This is a genomic window from Paenibacillus intestini (assembly GCF_030803945.1).
Taxonomy (GTDB): Bacteria; Bacillota; Bacilli; order Paenibacillales; family Paenibacillaceae; genus Paenibacillus; species Paenibacillus polysaccharolyticus.
Map to the genome: position 1 here is coordinate 639,614 of NZ_JAURUN010000001.1, position 17,329 is coordinate 656,942.

Below are 17,329 nucleotides of genomic sequence, written 5' to 3' on the forward strand. Positions count from 1 at the left end.
GCGACTTCAATTGGCACATGTTCTTTCCCACGACACCGTACTTTGCATTGCTTAATTGTTACCTATCTTTTTTATTTGTGATTTTGGATTCCAATTCTTAGAAGGTTTTCTACCTTCTGAAAACCAATTACAACCATTGTTTATCCAGACTTCTCTCCACATTCGATATGATTCCTCATTGTTGTAAATTCCATCATCATCAAATCCGTACTGAAATCCGCAACAAGGACATATTTCGTCAGAGGGTACACCTCTATGATCATATGGTGCTTCATACAGCCCTTGATAATTGCACACTAAACAATTTTTTTTCATCCATATCCAGCCTCAATGGTTATTGGTCTATTCCATCAAATCGGTTACTGCACCTTTTGAAGCAGAAGAAACTAATTTGGCATATTTGCCGAGTACACCAGATTTTACTTTCAGCGGAGGTTGTACCCAAGCTTGTGCTCGAGTGGCTAACTCTTCTTCTGATACCTCAACCTTCATCTCCTGAATATCACTGTTAATGGTGATAATATCCCCATTTTGGAGCAACGCGATTGGTCCGCCTACTTGTGCTTCAGGGGATACATGTCCGACTACAAATCCATGTGAGCCACCAGAGAATCGACCGTCTGTGATGAGAGCAACTTTCCCGCCGAGCCCTTTGCCTACGATGAGTGCTGTAACGGAAAGCATCTCCGGCATACCTGGGCCACCCTTTGGACCACAATAGCGTATAACCACGACGTCCCCTTCTTTGATTTCATCATTTGTAATCGCTACTGTCGCCTCATCTTCGCTATCATACACCTTAGTTGGGCCAGAGAATTGTTGGATCTTCATACCAGACATTTTGGCAACAGCGCCTTCAGGAGCGAGGTTTCCTCGAAGTACAACTAATGGTCCATCTGGCTTCAGCGGATTATCGAGTGGACGTATAATCTCTTGATCATTCGGAAGTGGATCAGCTTCCGCTAAATTCTCCGCTAACGTTTTACCAGTTACCGTGAGGCAATCCCCATGAAGTAATCCTTCAGCAAGTAATAGCTTCATTACCCCTGAAACGCCACCAATATCGTTCAAATCCTGCATCACATATTGACCACTTGGCTTCAGATCCGCCAAATGAGGAACACGCAGGCGAATGCGTTCAAAATCATCTAAGGTTAAATCGACTTCTACCGAGTGCGCAATCGCTAGCAGATGGAGAAATGCGTTAGTTGATCCTCCCAGAGCCATAACAACAGTAATTGCATTCTCAAATGCTTTCTTCGTCATGATGTCTCTTGGGTAGATTTCCTGTTCAAGCAGTGAGATGACCTGCTTACCTGCTGCTTCGCATTCTAATGCTTTATCCGCTGAAATCGCTGATGTCGAAGAAGAACCAGGCAAACACATCCCCATGGCTTCTGCAGCTGCGGCCATCGTATTAGCGGTATACATACCCCCGCAAGCCCCTGGGCCTGGGCAAACACTACATTCGACCTTATGTAGCTGTTCATCTGTTATTTTGCCATCTTGATATTGACCAACGGCTTCAAAAGCTGAAACGATATCCACTTTTTTGCCATCGAGATTACCTGGTTGAATGGTTCCCCCATATACATAAACGGAAGGAATGTTCATGCGTCCAATAGCCATCAGACATGCAGGCGTATTCTTGTCACAACCACCGATCGCAACAACGCCGTCAAAACGCTCAGCTCCGGTCACAATTTCAATTGAATCAGCGATAGCTTCCCTACTAGGCAGTGAGAACAACATCCCGCCATGACCCATTGAAATCCCATCTGAAACGGTAATTGTATTAAAAATTAGTGGAGCACCTCCATTATTGCGTGCGCCCTGCTTAGCTTGCACTGCTAAATCATTAATGTGCATATTACACGGTGTGACCTCACTCCAGGTACTCGCTATTCCGATCATTGGCTTTTTAAAATCCTCATCTTGAAAACCAACTGCACGCAGCATGGCTCTATTCGGTACCCGGTTAGCTCCTTCACTGATTACCTTGCTTCGAATCCGAAGATCTTTTTTATTGTCCATGTTTCTTCCCTCATTTCAAAGTATTTCGTTCAGTTCCTGCATCGGCCTGATAAAATTTTGTTTCATTAGTTTATGGGCTTCTTCACTATTTTTGCCTTCAAAAGCTTGAATAATCAAATCATGCTCTTCGACTGAAGCAAGTGTAGCTGTCATAGGTTGTTTTAAAAACACATATTTAAATCGCCTAATGTGAATCTGAAGAGAGGCATTAAATGTGGCTACATAAGGATTATCTGAGAGCTCCACAATATAATTATGAAATTGCTCATCCACCTCCATGGCCTGATACACTTGACCATTTTTAATGGAATTTTCAAATTCCAAATTAATAGATCTTAGTTTCTCGATCTGTTCTGGAATAATAATTTTGGCGGTGATTTCAGCAGCCAAGGCCTGAAGAGCAGCCATGGTTGAATACATCTTGAAAATATCGTTTTTCTCAACATTCGTTACTTTTGTTTCTTTTCCTGGATGCATCGACACGAGGCCTTGAACTTCGAGTAACTGAAATGCCTCTCGAATCGGAGTCCGGCTGACTCCAAGGGATTCAGCCATTTCCGCATCAATCAGCTTTTCACCTGGTTGCAGTGTTCCATCAATAATCCATCGCTGAATCTGAGAAAACGCTCTTTCTTTTGCGGACATACGGACGGGTAAGGCAAAGTCTTTAGGAATTGGCATTGTTTTTCATCCTCATTACAATTTTCTTATATGCAATATATCGCATACACGATTAAGATGCAATTAATATTTCATTTTTTACTATGTCCTTATATAAAATTTTAAGGACCATTTTCTCTCGCCATCAAAAAAAGACCCCCATAAGCGATCATAAGGGGGCTCTCTGTCTTTTTCTGGCTGGTTCTGTCAACTTTAATATTTTCTAAATTGATTCGGCGACATTCCGGTCCGTGATTTAAAAAATTTAGAAAAATTGGCCGGATACTCGAAACCGAGCTTATAAGCAATATCGGAGATCGGTTCTGAAGAACCGGATAGCAAGTTTTTGGCATGATGGATGATCTGATAGTGAATATGTTCTTGTGTATATTTTCCTGTTTCTTTCTTTAACAGATCACTTAAATAATTGGTGGAGTACCCCATTTCTTTGGCAAGCTCTTTCACACTGGGTATACCGTTCTCTCCCAGTTGATGCAAGGTGAAGCTCTCTTTTAATATTTGCTCAAATCTGTCCACCACATCATGATGGATCGTTTTTCGGGTAATAAATTGTCTCCCATAGAATCGCTTTGCATAGTTAAGCAATACTTCAAGATTGGAAACAATTAAGTCCGTCGAATATATATCTATATTCTGATTGAACTCCTCAACGAGGATATGCACGATTTTGGTTACGATATCCTTCTCCTTCTCTGATAAATGAAGCGCCTCATTCGCTGCATAAGAAAAGAAAGAATACTCATCCATTTTGTTTCCTAATGCACTTTTTCTAATCAAATCCGGATGAAAACATAGCATCCAGCCTTCCGCACCGTAATCACCCGGATCGTAATCAACCGTTAATAGCTGTTCCGGTGCCACGAAGATCATACTTCCTTCATTGAAATCATAGTGGCGACGGCCATACTTGATATCAAAATTCTCACCGTTTTTTAATGAGATCGTATAAAATCCGTTGACAAACTGTCTATTCTGGTATGCCATCCCGGGATTAAATTTGTTTAGTTCTATACAGGTTATCAGAGGATGTTTGGGTTTGTTATACCCTATTAACTCATGCAATGAAGAGATTGAATCAATTCGGATTATTTCGTTCATCGTATCACCCTTTTGTCATTGCCATTGGAATTTAATTCCTGTCATTTCCTCTGAACGTTTCCATAATTCTCTGGCCATTGTTTCATCATAGGATAATTTGTTCGATGAGTGTGCAACGGGATATCCTCTCATATTCATCAGTTTTGATGGTCCATAAAACTCTCCGGCTTTGGCGTTTTCATCAAAAGCAGCCCGAAGGGTGGGTAAAACCCCCATTTCCACACGTTGCGCAAAAAATAGGTTCATTCCGCTCATGAGAGCCGAGTTTCTTTGTAAGTCCGTAGCTGTCCAACCCGGATGTGCAGCCGTGATTCTGGGGTGATTCCCTTCTTTATTTAACCTTCTTGCAAGCTCATACGTAAAGTAAAGATTTGCTAATTTACTGTCACCATAAGCTTTCTGCGTATTATATTTTCTCGCTTCCCAGTTCAAATCTTCAAAATCGAGATTTCCCATCGTATGAGCTAAACTAGATAGCGCTATAATTCTTGATGCTTCTATCTTTTTCAACAGCGGCATGAGTAGGCCAGTTAACGCAAAGTGGCCTAAATGATTGGTCCCAAACTGGTTTTCAAACCCGTCGACGGTTTTGGAGTAAGGACCAAACATAATTCCTGCATTATTGATCAGTATATCCAACCGGTCATAGTTTTCCATCATTACATTTGCAAAAGCTCTAATAGAACTCAGATTGGACAAGTCTAATTTCCTAACGTCAATATCAGCATTTCTAAATTCATTTTTGATTTCCTTGACAACTTCTTTACCTTTATCCACATTCCTTACAGCCATAATAACCTTTGCGTTCTTACCAGCAATGATTTTTACAGCTTCTTTCCCAAGACCGCTCGTTGAGCCTGTTACGATAATTACTTTTCCTTGTTGATCAGGTATTTTGGTTGCGTCCCAATGCTGTTTACTCATATTCGTCTCCTGCCCTTCTCTTCATTCACTGACTTCAGCTCTTATTGACTCATTATTTTCTTAATATTAGGATACTACTGATCAACAGCATGGTACATATACGCATCCACTACGAATTTATCCGAATCTCTGTATTAATTTGCTTGTTCTCAGAGAATCCCTAACCCAATATTTCGCTCCAGGCTCTCCTTCCTCAACAACAGCTTTCCAACCCCGTTTCTTATAAAAATTCAATGCTATTTGATTCTCGGAAACACATTTTAATGTGACTGGCGTTCCCAGTTCGGCTACAGCTCGTTTGAGTAACAGATCGCCAACACTTTTGCCAGCAGCGGTGGGGTGAACAAACAAATTATGAATAAATCGATTAGGTACATACAATGAGGTGAATCCGAGAACATGGGCATTCTCCTCTACAAGAAGGATTTGTTCTTCCAATGTATCCCGGTCAAAATCATCATGATCTAAGAATTATGTTAGCATTTTAATGGGGGTCAAGTAAGTACCAGTTGTATTCTTTTACAACATACCAATTCGGCTATTTGGGAAATTCGAAACAATTATGTAGTTCAACTGAATAGTCCACTATAAGTGCTTCAAGTTTTGTCAGCTAAAGTATTATGATATGAACTTGCATTTATAAACCGATCGGTTTATACTGATACAAAAGGTTTAGAAAGTGAGGAAAATCTAATGAATAATTTAGCTCCCCCATTCACACATGAGACAGCAATCCAAAAAACTCGTATGGCAGAAGACAGCTGGAATAGCCGAGACCCTCAGCGTGTCTCACTTGTGTATACCGAGGATTGTTATTGGAGAAATCGGAGCGAGTTTATCACAGGCCGCCAAGAAATTGTTTCTTTACTAACTAGAAAATGGGCCAAAGAACTGGACTACCGCCTTATTAAGGAGCTTTGGTCATTTACGGATAACCGTATTGCAGTGAGATTCGCATATGAATGGCATGATGATAGCGGCAACTGGTTCAGATCGTATGGAAACGAGAATTGGGAATTTGCTGATGACGGCTTGATGAAGCGAAGATTTGCTTCGATTAATGACATGCCGATTAAGGAATCGGAACGAAAATTTCATTGGCCTCTCGGCACACGCCCTGCTGAACACCCAAGCCTAAGTGAGTTAAACCTATGACTCGTACTGTTTTTGAAAAATCGGATGTCGTCCCTCTCGTTACGGAGGTATTTCGTGAATTAGGTTATGAAGGTGCATCTTTAAGTAAAATTACAGCCCGTACGCGTCTATCTAAAGGAAGCTTATATTATTTCTTTCCAGGTGGAAAAGATGAGATGGTTGCTGAAATTCTTACTCATATTGATCAATGGTTTGTCAAGAATATTTTTGAACCGCTCGAAAAGAATGAACCCCTGGCAGCCATTGATCATATGTGGCAAGAGGTCGATACTTATTTTCAATCTGGACAGCGTATATGCCTTATTGGTGCATTCGCTTTGGACGGAACAAGAGATCGATTCGCTTCTGTAATTCAGCAATACTTTATAAGATGGATTGAAGCCTTGAGCGCGGCGCTAGTTCAAACAGGTATCTCTAAAGAGACTGCTGATCAGTTATCAGAGGAAACAATTGCTAGTATTCAAGGAGCATTGGTTCTAAGTAGAGCGCTTAATGATGAATCCTTTTTTGAACGTACATTGGCAAATCTTTCGCAACGAGTCTCAACTTATGTCTCTAAAAGCAACTCTGGTCACTAACACAAAAGTATTCTCTTTAACGTTTTCATTAGCGACTTTATTTTATGGGAGGTCAATATCATGAGCCATTTTGTCGCAGATCAATTGAAATTTGTTCGCCGTCAGGCAGTTGATTATGTAAGGAATATAAATGACTCTGCATCCGAAATCATTCCAACAGGTTTGAAAAACAATATAAAATGGAATCTGGGCCACATGTATGTTGTACATGAGAAGTTCGCTTTCCAACTTACTGGTGAAGAAACCAAATATCCTGCTAATTTTAGTAAGTTGTTTAATCCAGGAACTAACCCGTCTGACTGGGATACAGAGCCTCCAACGTTGTCTCAATTAATCGACTTGTTAACTGAACAAATGGAAAGGGTTGAATCGGTACTTTCAAGCAAATTGAAAGAAGAAATCAATCCTCATTACAAGTCTTCTACAGGACTTAGCTTTACGAATGCAGAACAATTACTGAGTTTTCTGATTTACCATGAAGCAATGCATTTTGCAACAATTAAAAATATCAAGAGCATAATTGAATCCGACTAAGGAAACGACTGGGCTGGAGGATAAAAAAAGAAGCTACAACAAAAGGTCTTGGTAACGCCCAACCTCTTGATGTAGCTTCTTTTGTATTTCTACTCGCTTTACACAGCGAATTCAACATAACTTTAAGCTTTGCGAAGCATTTGTCTATCGCTTAGGTGTGAAAGCATATCCTTCGTTATGGCCCTCAAGTCGTAGCGGGCATGAAATCCCCATTCTGTTTTCGCCGCCGTAGCATCAATGGAATGCGGCCAGCTATCGGCAATTGCTTGCCTCTTCGGATCAACATCATAATCCAGGATGAATCCGGGAATCTCTTCCCGAATCGCGGCAGCGATCGCCTCTGGGTCGACGCTCATTGCGGTGACATTAAATGAGTTTCGGTGTATCAATCGGCATGAATCCGCTTCCATTAAATCAATGATAGCGTTTAGGGCATCCGGCATATACATCATGTCCATGTTAGAGTTTTTGGCGATATAAGATGTATACCGACCCGTCGTCACAGCTGCATAGTAAATTTCCACCGCGTAATCCGTCGTTCCTCCACCGGGAGGCGTCATATAAGATATCAATCCGGGGAATCGTAACCCCCTCGTATCCAGACCGTATTTATAAAAATAATAATCACAAAGTAGTTCGCCGGACACCTTGTTCACACCGTACATCGTATTGGGCCTCTGGATCGTATCCTGCGGTGTATTGTCTTTGGGAGTCGAAGGGCCAAAAGATCCAATGGAGCTTGGAGTGAAAAATTGGCAACCGAGCTCCCTGGATATCTCAAGTGCATTCATCAGTCCGCCCATATTCAAGTTCCAGGCAAGCAGGGGCTTCTCCTCTGCCGTAGCCGACAGTAGCGCAGCCAAATGCATGATGGTATCTACTTCGTACCGCTTGGCGATTTCAAACATCGCCTTATCATTTGTCACATCCAGCAGTTCGAATGGTCCGGATCGGGTAATTTCGTGGGACGATGACCTGAGATCCGTAGCAACGACGTGATCCGCACCATAAATTTCACGTAATTTAACAACTAACTCAGAACCGATCTGGCCCAGTGCTCCGGTCACCAATATCTTCTTCATAAGACATTCCTCCCGAAATAGACTCCCGTAGGTGCAACTAAATCAGCTTCATTTCTTTGCCAACTTTTTCATAAACGGAAATCACCTGATCCAGCATCTCCTTGGAATGCGCAGCTGTCGGCATGTTGCGTATTCTTCCGGTTCCTTTCGGAACCGTAGGGAACAGGATTGCCTTGGCGTAAACGCCTTCTTCATAGAGGCGTTTGCTGAACTGTTGGGTGGTTACTTCATCGCCAATGATACAAGGTGTGATTGGTGTTTCGCTTTGGCCTACATCATATCCAAGCAGGCTCAAGCCATTTTTCAAATGATTGCCGTTCTCCCACAGCTTCTCAATCAGCTCTTTGTCATTCATCAAAATGTCGACAGAAGCGCTACACGAAGCGATTACAGCCGGAGGCAACGATGTTGAGAACAAAAACGGACGGCTTCTCAGCTTCAACCATTCAATCAGTTGTTTCTTACCCGCGACATAACCGCCGACAACGCCGATCGCCTTGGAAAGAGTGCCAATTTGAAAGTCGATACGGTCGGACAATCCAAAATGCTTCACGGTTCCAGCACCTGCTCCGAGAACGCCTGAACCATGAGCATCATCCACATAGGTAATCAAATCGAATTCTTCTGCTATTTTCACGATTTCGGGCAGATTTGCGATATCACCATCCATGGAGAAAACCCCGTCGGTAATGACCATAATTTTATGGTACTGACCGGATTCCTTGGCCTCTTTCGCCTGCTGCCTTAAATCATTCATATCCGAATGCTTATAGCGGATCACCTTGGCTCTCGACAGACGGCAGCCATCAATAATCGAAGCGTGATTCAGCTCATCTGATAAAATCGCATCATGCTGGTCCATTACCGCGGATATAGCAGCCATATTGCAGTTAAATCCCGATTGATACACGATAACGGCTTCCGTTTTTTTGAAAAGGGCAAGTTTTTCTTCAAGCTCAATATGAATATCCATCGTACCATTAATGGTTCTCACAGCCCCTGCGCCTGCCCCGTATGTCTGAGCTGCCTTAACTGCAGCATCAATCAGGCGATTATCTGTTGCCAGCCCCAAATAGTTATTAGAAGACAAATTGATTAGAGACTTTCCGTTGATTCGAATAACCGGACCATTTGCACCCTGTAGCGTATCGATAACGTTATATAGACCTTTAGACTTTAGATCTTCGATGTTCGAACTTAAAAATTGATCCAATGCTTGACTTGACATTCTATTCCCTCCTCGATATACGTATGTCCTCGTACAGGAGACAAGAAATTTCTGTTTTAAAACCTTGTTATAAAAGGAATTTTCCTGATTTCAATGTAGCATCTTTTTTATTTTTTGTACACATATGGTGGACAAAATGACAAAAAAATCCGCAAATAAACATAGCGATTGCTTCCCCGATTTCCGGAAGCAATCGCTACTAAATCTTTGTTGATATCTTTTATTTTATTTCACTCATAAACTCCCTAAAGTTTTCGACGATTTCTTTGGATCGGGTATGGTGTAAATAATGTCCTCCTTCGAATGTCATCACTTTCCCATGTACAGAATTTTTAACTTGCTCTTCATGGAGAGGTATCCAGTTTTTCGTTTCTGTATCATTCGCTTGTAAGAAGAAAATCACAGGAAGTTCTTTGGGGAAGGTCAAGTTCTCAGTTGCTTTGAAATTAGAGCTGAAGTTTTCTCCTTCATTCAGGTTGTTCGGATTAAACGTATTTTTGAGTGAGAGTATTCTAATTTGTTCTCTGGTTTCATCATTAACGTCTGGTGCAATCAGTTGATCAGGGGCCAGTTTCATTAATAATCGGTAGAATCCTGATTTTTTAAGCAATTTGTAAGTATCAGTTGGAAATGGAGCATCGTTACCTCCCTGTGTTGGAACGCTGCTATCAATCCCGACAAATGCACTTACTTCGTTTGGATATTTGTTCACATAGTCGAGTCCGTAAATTCCTGAAATGGAGTGACCCATAAGCGTGTAACGATGAATATTAAGCTGCTGTAACGCTTCATGAATCTCAATAACCATATTTTCCGTGGTACGCTCTTTTTCAGTTACGTCACTTAATCCGTAACCGAAAGGCTCAATGACAACGACTTTGTAAAATGGTGATAGCTCATCGATTAGCGGTTTGAAATCAAGGGCTGGAGCTGGGGTTCCATATCCGGGAAGTAATACAACAGTTTCTTCCCCTTTTCCTTGAATGAACACATTCATGTTTTTTCCGTCGACCGCTACAAACTGACCATAAGGTTGTATCTTCCCTGCCTCCGATTTGTTGCTAAATACATTAACAATAAAAACAGTGGCGATAAATAATGTGATCAAGATAACTAGGGCTCCGACTATTTTGAGCAAAATGCTTAATATTTTTTTCATCATGATGTTTGTCTCCTGCTCAGTTTGATTGTTGTAGAAATGTTTGAAACTCCATTCACCTTACTTTTTTAGTGAAATTTCAAATTTGGCGCCAGCCTCACCAGCAAATACAATACGGCCGTTTTCGGGTAAAACAACAACATTCTTACCGCTGACCACGCTGTGATTAATACAAATTCCGTTCTGATCATAGACAGCAAAGGCTCCATTTGTAGGTAACTTCACTGTCATGACTTTTCCTTTCGCGGTAGCGGGTACAGAAAACCATTTGGCATATCCATCTGCTTGAATGGTCGTTGCGGATCGTTCACCCGAATAGATGGGTTTCACAAGTTCCTCACTGGCGAATACATAACCGGAAAATGTAAGATACTCTCCTCCGTACTTTTTGGAGAAATGAATGTCCATCGGATCTCGTCCGGCAACACCCGGAATCTGCAATTGATTGGCTGCTTCGTCTGCTCCAATAATTTTATTATTGGACATATACCCTGGATTCTCTTTACTCATATGAATAGGCAGGATTGATGTAGCATTAAGATAGAACATGGATGTGTATTTCGCATTCACCAGATAATATTTTTTACCATCACGCTTTGCCCATGCAGCGTTAATCTCCTTGGGTAATGTATTGGCTTTGAGCTTCTCCGAATTATATTCGGAGAAAGCCACCTGTCCGAGTTCTGGAACGGAGATATACGAACGGGACCACAGGTAGGTATTCCCATTTTTCTCCACAACGAATTTCAACTTTTCTGACCCATCTTCATTCACAAAAGTACCATCGGCTGTATACGTGTATTCTTGAAGGGGATTACTTGGAGCCGTGAGAGAGGAGACCGTCATTTGTCCAGCTTTATTTATCTGGATCTTCGTCACTGAATTATTACCACCATATCTCCCTGCAAACTTGGATATTTCTTTAGGCATCTCAGCCTTCACAGGTACACCAAATGATTTTTCCGGTTTCCGTGCTTTAATAATGCCCTTTTCTTCAAGTGCGCTGAGTAATAACTCACTCGCAATGAATTGATCGGTTACGCTTGACCCGTCTGAAGAGATCACGGCTGCAGCCATGTTGTATTCCGGAAGTACGACGAGTGAGGAGTGATAAGATAACGTATCTCCACCTTTCGTAACAGCCTTGATGCCGTAGTCACTGAATGGGAACAAGTCCACACTATCCCACCCTAATCCGTACGACATAGAAGAATCACTATCCTTTGGCCACATGCCTCTTCTGTATTCTTTTTTCTCCATGGCTTCTACCGACTTGTTGGAAAGAATCCCCTGAACCTCTCCTGTGAAGATTTGGGAAAATTTCACCAAATCCTTAGCGGTGGAATATAAGCCTCCTGAAGCAATGATATTATAATTTTCTTGTGGAAGCTGTCCCTTATACGAAGGAGAGTAGATTCCCGCCATTTCTACCGGGTTAACCACATCTTGTGGTGTTTTTGTATGATCCATTTTTAGAGGCTCTGTAAAGTGTTTGTGTATGAATGCCGTAAAACTCATGCCACTGACTCGCTCCACCAAAATTTCAGCTAAAGTAAACCCGTCGTTTGTATAAACCGAATATGCACCGGGATCTGCCTTCAGGTTTTGATCCGCCAATTGATCGAGAAACATATCATGTGAATACGAGTCATTGTCCCCGTACAATATGGCACTGCTGGTTGAAGTGCCCATAAGACCAGGTGAATGATTCAGTAACATACGGGGTGTAATCTGTTTGTATCGTTTATCTTTCATTGTAAAATCAGGCATATAGTTCACAACAGGCACATCCAAATCGATCTTGCCTTCATCCACCAGCTTCATTACTGAAGCTGTAAGAAACATTTTACTGGTTGAACCAATGCCATAGATCGTGTTCGTAGTAAGAGGTACCTTGTCGTTTAGATCGTTCTTCCCCGTTTGACCGGACACTATAATCTCTCCACCATCAATGAGCGCATATTGCAGACTCGTCGTACCGTACGTTTCAGTCAGTAATTTGGCTTTTTCGATTACGGTTTTCTTCGTTGTCTCATACGTAAGGCTACTGTTATTATCTATGGCAGCCGGTGTAGCCGTTGCAGACATTGGAGCAAGTATCGTCAGTATGAGAGTCACAGCAGCTATAGTATTTCTTTTTTTTGCTGTCCTCACACTTATCTTTGTTACCTCTCTTGGCTTCACTGTTGCATCCACTCCTGTCTTCGTTATTATGCTAGGCCACCTTATCGGGAGCGCTAAAGACAGTATAACTAACCAAGATGTCCCCCTAATTACTAGAGTATGAACGGAGGATGAACAGGCCAAAAAAGTTTGAATTATCATGTGAAATAAGGTTTATACATGGTTGCATGGCCTGGAAAAGGCATGCAGTCCAATTAATCTGCTCGTGTTGTGATAGGCAAGATGAGGATGAAGGTTGTTCCTTGTCCGTATTCGCTCTCAACCGAGATGTCCCCTTGATGAAGTGAGACAATCTGTTTTACAATAGCCAGTCCCATACCGCTGCCTTCATATATCTGGCTATGTGAACGATCTGCTTTAAAGAAGCGGTCAAATATACGCTTTTGGTCTTCCGGGAGGATACCAATACCCGAATCTGTTATACGGATCGTCACGTTCTTGATATTTTGTTTGATCTTGACTTCAATTCGGGCGCCATCTTTGGAAAATTTGATGGCATTGCCGATGATGTTGAACCACACCTGATTTAATTGTTCATGATCGGCAGTGATTTTGGTGGGCTGCAAATCTAGATCGAACTGAATGTTGCGGACCGACCATTGGGGTTGAATAGCGACGATTACTCGTCGGATCTGTTCATCCAGGCTGAACGTGGACAGTCGCATTTGCAGTGACTGAGATTCGAGCAAGCTCAGCTTCAGCAGACTATCACTTATTTTCGACATTCGTGCAGTTTCAGTAATGATAATGTCCAGATAAGAGCTTCGTTCGTCATCCGGAATGTCTTCCTGCTTGAGCGCTATGGCAAAACCTGAAATGGAGGTAAGCGGAGATTGAACTTCATGGGAGACGTTTGCTACGAATTCCCTGCGCATCTGCTCAAGCTGCTGTAAGTCGTGCATCATCTCTTCGAAGCTGCGAGCCAAAGTACCGATCTCACCCTTTTGTGTAATATTAAGTTTGACGTTGAAATCGCCAGCAGCTATAAGACGGGTCGCTTCTGTCAACTTTTTGATCGGTCTTACCAGAAAAATAGCTGCAATTAGCATCAATAAGCTTCCTGCTACAAAAGAACAAATCAAAAAGGTCACAATAAACTTGATGAGAAATGAGGTGGAAGAGGAAGTGAGGGGCTCTACAAACATGGCTTTGCTTCCTATTTCAGTTTTTATCGGCAATCCCAGGAAGATGGTATCGATTCCATTAATTTGTATCCTTCCTCCATTCAGCACTTTCTTCACTTGTTCCGTAGTCACCTGGAATGGATGTTGTCCATTAAGTTCTCCATAGGTTTGAAACTGATCCGTCGCTTCATAGATTTGAATGTGGTAGGAGTTGAGTTGTTTCATTTCACTTATGAGCATTTCTGCTTCGCGTACCGGCAATGTCTCGTAGATACGTGCGATATCCTGACCAAAGTCAAGCAAGTTGCTTTGCAGGTTTTCATTTAACTTATCTTGAAATATCCAGGTTGTAGCAAGAAAAGAAAGGATTGTACCTCCGATCACGGACACCAGAAAGGTCAGGACTACACGTGTGTATAGAGAGCCGGTCACTCTTGCACCTCTAGACGGTAGCCCAGTCCCCGAACCGTTTCGATACGAAAATCGGAGATATCGGCGAAACGTTCGCGTAAACGTTTAATATGTACGTCTATCGTTCGATCATCACCAGTATAATTAATTCCCCATACTTGATCGATTAATTGCTCCCGCGTATAGACTTGTCCCGGTAATCCAGCTAGTTTATACAATAATTCGAACTCCTTAAGCGGCAAGGTGAACGTCTCTTTACCCCACTGGACCTTATAAGACTGCCGGTTCAGAATAACGTTTCCTAACTGGATCGTCTGCGTTACACCTATACGGTATCGTTTCAGCAGTGCCTTGACTCGAGCCATCAACTCAAGTGGATCGAATGGTTTCGTCATATAGTCATCTGTTCCGAGTTGAAAAGCTTGTACTTTCTCCCAGGTTTCGCTTCTTGCCGTCAGCATTAGTAATGGAAGATCCGGATTGGCTCTTCGAAGTTCCTCGTATAATGTCCAACCGTCCATGACTGGCATCATAATATCAAGAATCACCAAATCCACTGGCGTAGAGTTATAGATATCCAGAGCTTCCTTTCCGTCTGCGGCGTTGATGGCTGTAAATCCGTTGTTACGCAAAAATAAACCAACGAGCTTGCGAATGTTCGCATCGTCGTCAGCAACCAATATTGTAGTCATCGTTTGCACTCTCCTAAAAAGAATAATTCATGGGTTGAGCAAGGGTAAGAGTTCTAAATCATGCTACCTCATTGGCTGAGATCATGCAATGGGGATGATGTGAGAAATGATCTCTTGCGGTGCTTTAGATCGAAACTTTAGTATAGGAAAGAAACCTTCGTTAATGCGATGAAGGTTTCTTTTTACTTGGAAAGCAGATGGTTATTGTTATTATCGCATTGGCGCAAAATGGCTGATGGAAGACAGGATTTTTTCTGTTTCCGAGATAATATCCGGTGTAAGCTTAAGCTCAATTGCTTTGAGATTCTCTTCAATCTGAACGGGTCTGCTGGAGCCAATAATGGCAGAGCTTACCGCTGGTTGTCGGAGAATCCATGCTAATGCGAATTGAGATAAGGTTGCCCCGAGTTCGTTAGCCATATCCGACAGCTGTACAGTACATTGGAGCACATCCTCACGTAAATAACTGTTGATGACACCATTCGTTTGATTATTCGCAGCTCGTGTGCCTTCTGGAATTTGTTGTCCCGGTTTGTATTTGCCTGTGAGTATGCCCTGTGCTAGTGGAGAGAACACAATGAGACCAAGCCCCTCCTGCTCGCATTGCTCAATCACACCTTCTCTCTCGATATATCGCTCAAACATATTGTAGATTGGCTGATTGGAAATTAACGGACGCAAGTTCAGACGTTTGCTGATTCCAGAGGCTTCCGCAATCTGTGCGGCAGTCCATTCACTGACACCTGCATATAAAATCTTACCTTGCGCTTGCAGATCATCCAATGCTCGAAGCGTCTCTTCAACAGGAGTTTCGGAATCAAAACGATGACATTGGTATAGGTCAATGTAATCTGTGCCCAATCGTTTCAAGCTCGCCTCACACTGCTCGACGATATGTTTACGGGACAATCCACGTTCATTCGGTCCCGATCCTTGCGGGAAAAACAATTTTGTAGCAAGGGCATAACTACTGCGTGAATACGACTTCAACGTACTTCCCATGACCTCTTCAGCACCTGTATATGAATTCGACGTATCAAAAAAGTTGACACCGAGTTCGTATGCTTTATGCATACATGCACGCGCTGCCTCCTCAGAAGTGGCCGATCCATAGGTCAGCCAGCTTCCCAATCCAATTTCACTAACTTTCAATCCACTTCTACCCAGCTTTCTGTATTTCAACTGAATCACTCCTTTTTGAGAATGGTTTGACTAGAGGCTATTTATGAAAACGCTCTATTGTACTATCTTAGGATAGTAGTTAAACTTAGGTTTAAGTCAATACCTTCAACCTTTTTTTTGAAAGGAAGATTTGTTTGGAATTTACGATTAAACAAGTTGCAGAACGCACCCAGTTGCCTGCTTCCACGTTGCGGTTCTATGATCGGACAGGTCTGATGCCTTTGTTGAAAAAGACAGAATACGGTACCCGTAAATATTCCGAGATGGATATATGTTGGCTGGAATTAGTACGCTGTCTGAGAGATAGTGGTATGCCACTTGAGGATATAAAAGCATTCATGCTGCTCTGTCTGGAAGGTTCAAGTACTAGTGAACAGAGGAAAGAAATGCTTCAGCAACATCGGCAAAACATAGTGAAGCAATTGGACGTGTTGAACTGTAGCCTGGGAACCATTGATTACAAGCTGGATCACTATAATGAGATTGGCATCTTTCATATCGATACCCCATAATATGATTGTTGTTTATCAGACGGGTGGCCTTTTCAAGTTTAGCTCTGAAAATACGGTTACGAGGAGTGATTTTCATGCGACAACCGATCCAAGACGAATCATGGTACTCATACCCCGGAATGGTTGCAATAGTGACTGCGCGTCATGAGGGAAAGCAAAATATTATGGCTTCAGGATGGCACACGTACATCGGCTCTTCACCAGGAATATATGGCATATCTCTTCGCAAAGAGACCTATACCTATACACTAATAGAGCAAAGCGGAGCATTCGGTGTACACTTTTTGCCTGCACATTGTTCAGAAATAATTCAAGCCGTTGGAACATACAGTGGAAGAGATTTGGACAAATTCAAGGAATTTAATATTGAGTATGAAGAAGGACTTCAAGTCGATATACCTGTTCTTACGGATGCCTACTTTGCTTATGAATGCCGTTCGCTGAGCATTACAAGTTTTGGCGACCATGAGTGGATCGCAGGAGAAATTGTTCAGCGCTATAGAGATGATTCATGTTTTTTAGAGAATGGACTCCCCGACTTCTCAAAGCTTGAGATTCCATTATATGCAGGCCGATCAACCTACAAAATACTAAATCAGGAAAGCGCGGAAAAGAACCATCCATTGCATCTCAATCGATCGAAGTAGAACTAAATCGACTGATTAGAGCTAAATAGAAGGAGTCCCCTTTTGGGAACTCCTTCTATCATTCCGGGTTTTTGCGGGTTGTTGTATTGATAATACTGGGTTTG

Annotated in this window: 17 protein-coding genes; 5 read left to right on the forward strand and 12 right to left on the reverse strand. The window is 42.2% G+C overall.

Annotation, left to right across the window (positions count from 1 at the left end; genetic code table 11):
- Nucleotides 1-342: 342 nt before the first annotated feature.
- The 5 genes from ilvD to J2T16_RS02770 form a co-directional block, all read right to left on the reverse strand.
- The gene (ilvD, locus tag J2T16_RS02750; protein WP_499017726.1) at nt 343-2,034 is read right to left on the reverse strand and encodes a dihydroxy-acid dehydratase; all 1,692 of its coding nucleotides are present in this window, start codon (nt 2,032-2,034) and stop codon (nt 343-345) included.
- Between the two features lie 15 nt (nt 2,035-2,049).
- Complete coding sequence (locus tag J2T16_RS02755; protein ID WP_499017727.1) at nt 2,050-2,715, reverse strand: GntR family transcriptional regulator; 666 nt, start codon at nt 2,713-2,715, stop codon at nt 2,050-2,052.
- 192 nt (nt 2,716-2,907) lie between these two features.
- The gene (locus tag J2T16_RS02760) at nt 2,908-3,813 is read right to left on the reverse strand and encodes a helix-turn-helix domain-containing protein (protein ID WP_499017728.1); all 906 of its coding nucleotides are present in this window, start codon (nt 3,811-3,813) and stop codon (nt 2,908-2,910) included.
- 15 nt (nt 3,814-3,828) lie between these two features.
- Nucleotides 3,829-4,737, reverse strand: a complete 909-nt coding sequence (locus J2T16_RS02765; RefSeq protein WP_499017729.1) for an oxidoreductase — start codon at nt 4,735-4,737, stop codon at nt 3,829-3,831.
- Between the two features lie 117 nt (nt 4,738-4,854).
- Complete coding sequence (locus J2T16_RS02770; RefSeq protein WP_499017730.1) at nt 4,855-5,175, reverse strand: GNAT family N-acetyltransferase; 321 nt, start codon at nt 5,173-5,175, stop codon at nt 4,855-4,857.
- 255 nt (nt 5,176-5,430) lie between these two features.
- Here J2T16_RS02770 and J2T16_RS02775 point away from each other — a divergent pair, with 255 nt between their 5' ends.
- From J2T16_RS02775 to J2T16_RS02785, 3 genes are read left to right on the forward strand one after another with little or no spacing between them, the layout of a single operon-like run.
- Complete coding sequence (locus J2T16_RS02775; protein ID WP_499017731.1) at nt 5,431-5,892, forward strand: nuclear transport factor 2 family protein; 462 nt, start codon at nt 5,431-5,433, stop codon at nt 5,890-5,892.
- A complete protein-coding gene (locus tag J2T16_RS02780) occupies nt 5,889-6,470 on the forward strand; it encodes a TetR/AcrR family transcriptional regulator (protein WP_336120011.1) in 582 nt (193 codons plus the stop codon). Before J2T16_RS02775 ends, J2T16_RS02780 begins: the two co-directional genes overlap by 4 nt.
- A gap of 60 nt (nt 6,471-6,530) precedes the next feature.
- Nucleotides 6,531-7,004 (forward strand): DinB family protein, encoded by a 474-nt coding sequence (locus tag J2T16_RS02785; RefSeq protein ID WP_499017732.1) that lies wholly within the window; start codon nt 6,531-6,533, stop codon nt 7,002-7,004.
- Nucleotides 7,005-7,126: 122 nt separating this feature from the next.
- Here J2T16_RS02785 and J2T16_RS02790 read toward each other — a convergent pair whose 3' ends face one another.
- The 7 genes from J2T16_RS02790 to J2T16_RS02820 all read right to left on the reverse strand — a co-directional run bounded on the left by J2T16_RS02790 (nt 7,127) and on the right by J2T16_RS02820 (nt 16,066).
- Entirely contained in the window at nt 7,127-8,086 is a 960-nt protein-coding gene (locus J2T16_RS02790; RefSeq protein ID WP_499017733.1) for an L-threonine 3-dehydrogenase, read from the reverse strand.
- A 37-nt stretch (nt 8,087-8,123) separates the two neighbouring features.
- Nucleotides 8,124-9,314: a glycine C-acetyltransferase gene (locus J2T16_RS02795; RefSeq protein WP_499017734.1), complete on the reverse strand. Its 1,191-nt coding sequence runs from the start codon at nt 9,312-9,314 to the stop codon at nt 8,124-8,126.
- A 220-nt stretch (nt 9,315-9,534) separates the two neighbouring features.
- Nucleotides 9,535-10,476, reverse strand: a complete 942-nt coding sequence (locus J2T16_RS02800) for an alpha/beta hydrolase (protein ID WP_336120008.1) — start codon at nt 10,474-10,476, stop codon at nt 9,535-9,537.
- Between the two features lie 57 nt (nt 10,477-10,533).
- Nucleotides 10,534-12,561, reverse strand: coding sequence for a serine hydrolase domain-containing protein (locus J2T16_RS02805; RefSeq protein ID WP_499017894.1), 2,028 nt, complete (start codon nt 12,559-12,561; stop codon nt 10,534-10,536).
- Nucleotides 12,562-12,851: 290 nt separating this feature from the next.
- On the reverse strand, nt 12,852-14,213 hold the full coding sequence (locus tag J2T16_RS02810; RefSeq protein WP_499017735.1) for a sensor histidine kinase: 1,362 nt from the start codon (nt 14,211-14,213) through the stop codon (nt 12,852-12,854).
- Nucleotides 14,210-14,884 (reverse strand): response regulator transcription factor, encoded by a 675-nt coding sequence (locus tag J2T16_RS02815; protein ID WP_499017736.1) that lies wholly within the window; start codon nt 14,882-14,884, stop codon nt 14,210-14,212. The genes J2T16_RS02810 and J2T16_RS02815 overlap by 4 nt, the downstream gene beginning before the upstream one ends.
- A gap of 210 nt (nt 14,885-15,094) precedes the next feature.
- The gene (locus J2T16_RS02820; RefSeq protein ID WP_336120005.1) at nt 15,095-16,066 is read right to left on the reverse strand and encodes an aldo/keto reductase family protein; all 972 of its coding nucleotides are present in this window, start codon (nt 16,064-16,066) and stop codon (nt 15,095-15,097) included.
- Between the two features lie 134 nt (nt 16,067-16,200).
- Between J2T16_RS02820 and J2T16_RS02825 the strand changes: the two genes are divergently transcribed.
- Both J2T16_RS02825 and J2T16_RS02830 read left to right on the forward strand, forming a co-directional pair.
- Entirely contained in the window at nt 16,201-16,578 is a 378-nt protein-coding gene (locus tag J2T16_RS02825; RefSeq protein WP_336120004.1) for a MerR family transcriptional regulator, read from the forward strand.
- A 74-nt stretch (nt 16,579-16,652) separates the two neighbouring features.
- Nucleotides 16,653-17,225, forward strand: a complete 573-nt coding sequence (locus tag J2T16_RS02830; protein WP_336120003.1) for a flavin reductase family protein — start codon at nt 16,653-16,655, stop codon at nt 17,223-17,225.
- The last annotated feature ends 104 nt before the right edge of the window (nt 17,226-17,329 follow it).

Excerpts from the sequence above, each read along its gene's own strand:
- ilvD (WP_499017726.1), bottom strand. The coding sequence starts at position 2,034 with ATGGACAATAAAAAAGATCTTCGGATTCGAAGCAAGGTAATCAGTGAA.
- J2T16_RS02755 (WP_499017727.1), bottom strand. The coding sequence starts at position 2,715 with ATGCCAATTCCTAAAGACTTTGCCTTACCCGTCCGTATGTCCGCAAAA.
- J2T16_RS02760 (WP_499017728.1), bottom strand. The coding sequence starts at position 3,813 with ATGAACGAAATAATCCGAATTGATTCAATCTCTTCATTGCATGAGTTA.
- J2T16_RS02765 (WP_499017729.1), bottom strand. The coding sequence starts at position 4,737 with ATGAGTAAACAGCATTGGGACGCAACCAAAATACCTGATCAACAAGGA.
- J2T16_RS02775 (WP_499017731.1), top strand. The coding sequence starts at position 5,431 with ATGAATAATTTAGCTCCCCCATTCACACATGAGACAGCAATCCAAAAA.
- J2T16_RS02780 (WP_336120011.1), top strand. The coding sequence starts at position 5,889 with ATGACTCGTACTGTTTTTGAAAAATCGGATGTCGTCCCTCTCGTTACG.
- J2T16_RS02785 (WP_499017732.1), top strand. The coding sequence starts at position 6,531 with ATGAGCCATTTTGTCGCAGATCAATTGAAATTTGTTCGCCGTCAGGCA.
- J2T16_RS02790 (WP_499017733.1), bottom strand. The coding sequence starts at position 8,086 with ATGAAGAAGATATTGGTGACCGGAGCACTGGGCCAGATCGGTTCTGAG.
- J2T16_RS02795 (WP_499017734.1), bottom strand. The coding sequence starts at position 9,314 with ATGTCAAGTCAAGCATTGGATCAATTTTTAAGTTCGAACATCGAAGAT.
- J2T16_RS02800 (WP_336120008.1), bottom strand. The coding sequence starts at position 10,476 with ATGATGAAAAAAATATTAAGCATTTTGCTCAAAATAGTCGGAGCCCTA.
- J2T16_RS02805 (WP_499017894.1), bottom strand. The coding sequence starts at position 12,561 with ATGTCTGCAACGGCTACACCGGCTGCCATAGATAATAACAGTAGCCTT.
- J2T16_RS02815 (WP_499017736.1), bottom strand. The coding sequence starts at position 14,884 with ATGACTACAATATTGGTTGCTGACGACGATGCGAACATTCGCAAGCTC.
- J2T16_RS02830 (WP_336120003.1), top strand. The coding sequence starts at position 16,653 with ATGCGACAACCGATCCAAGACGAATCATGGTACTCATACCCCGGAATG.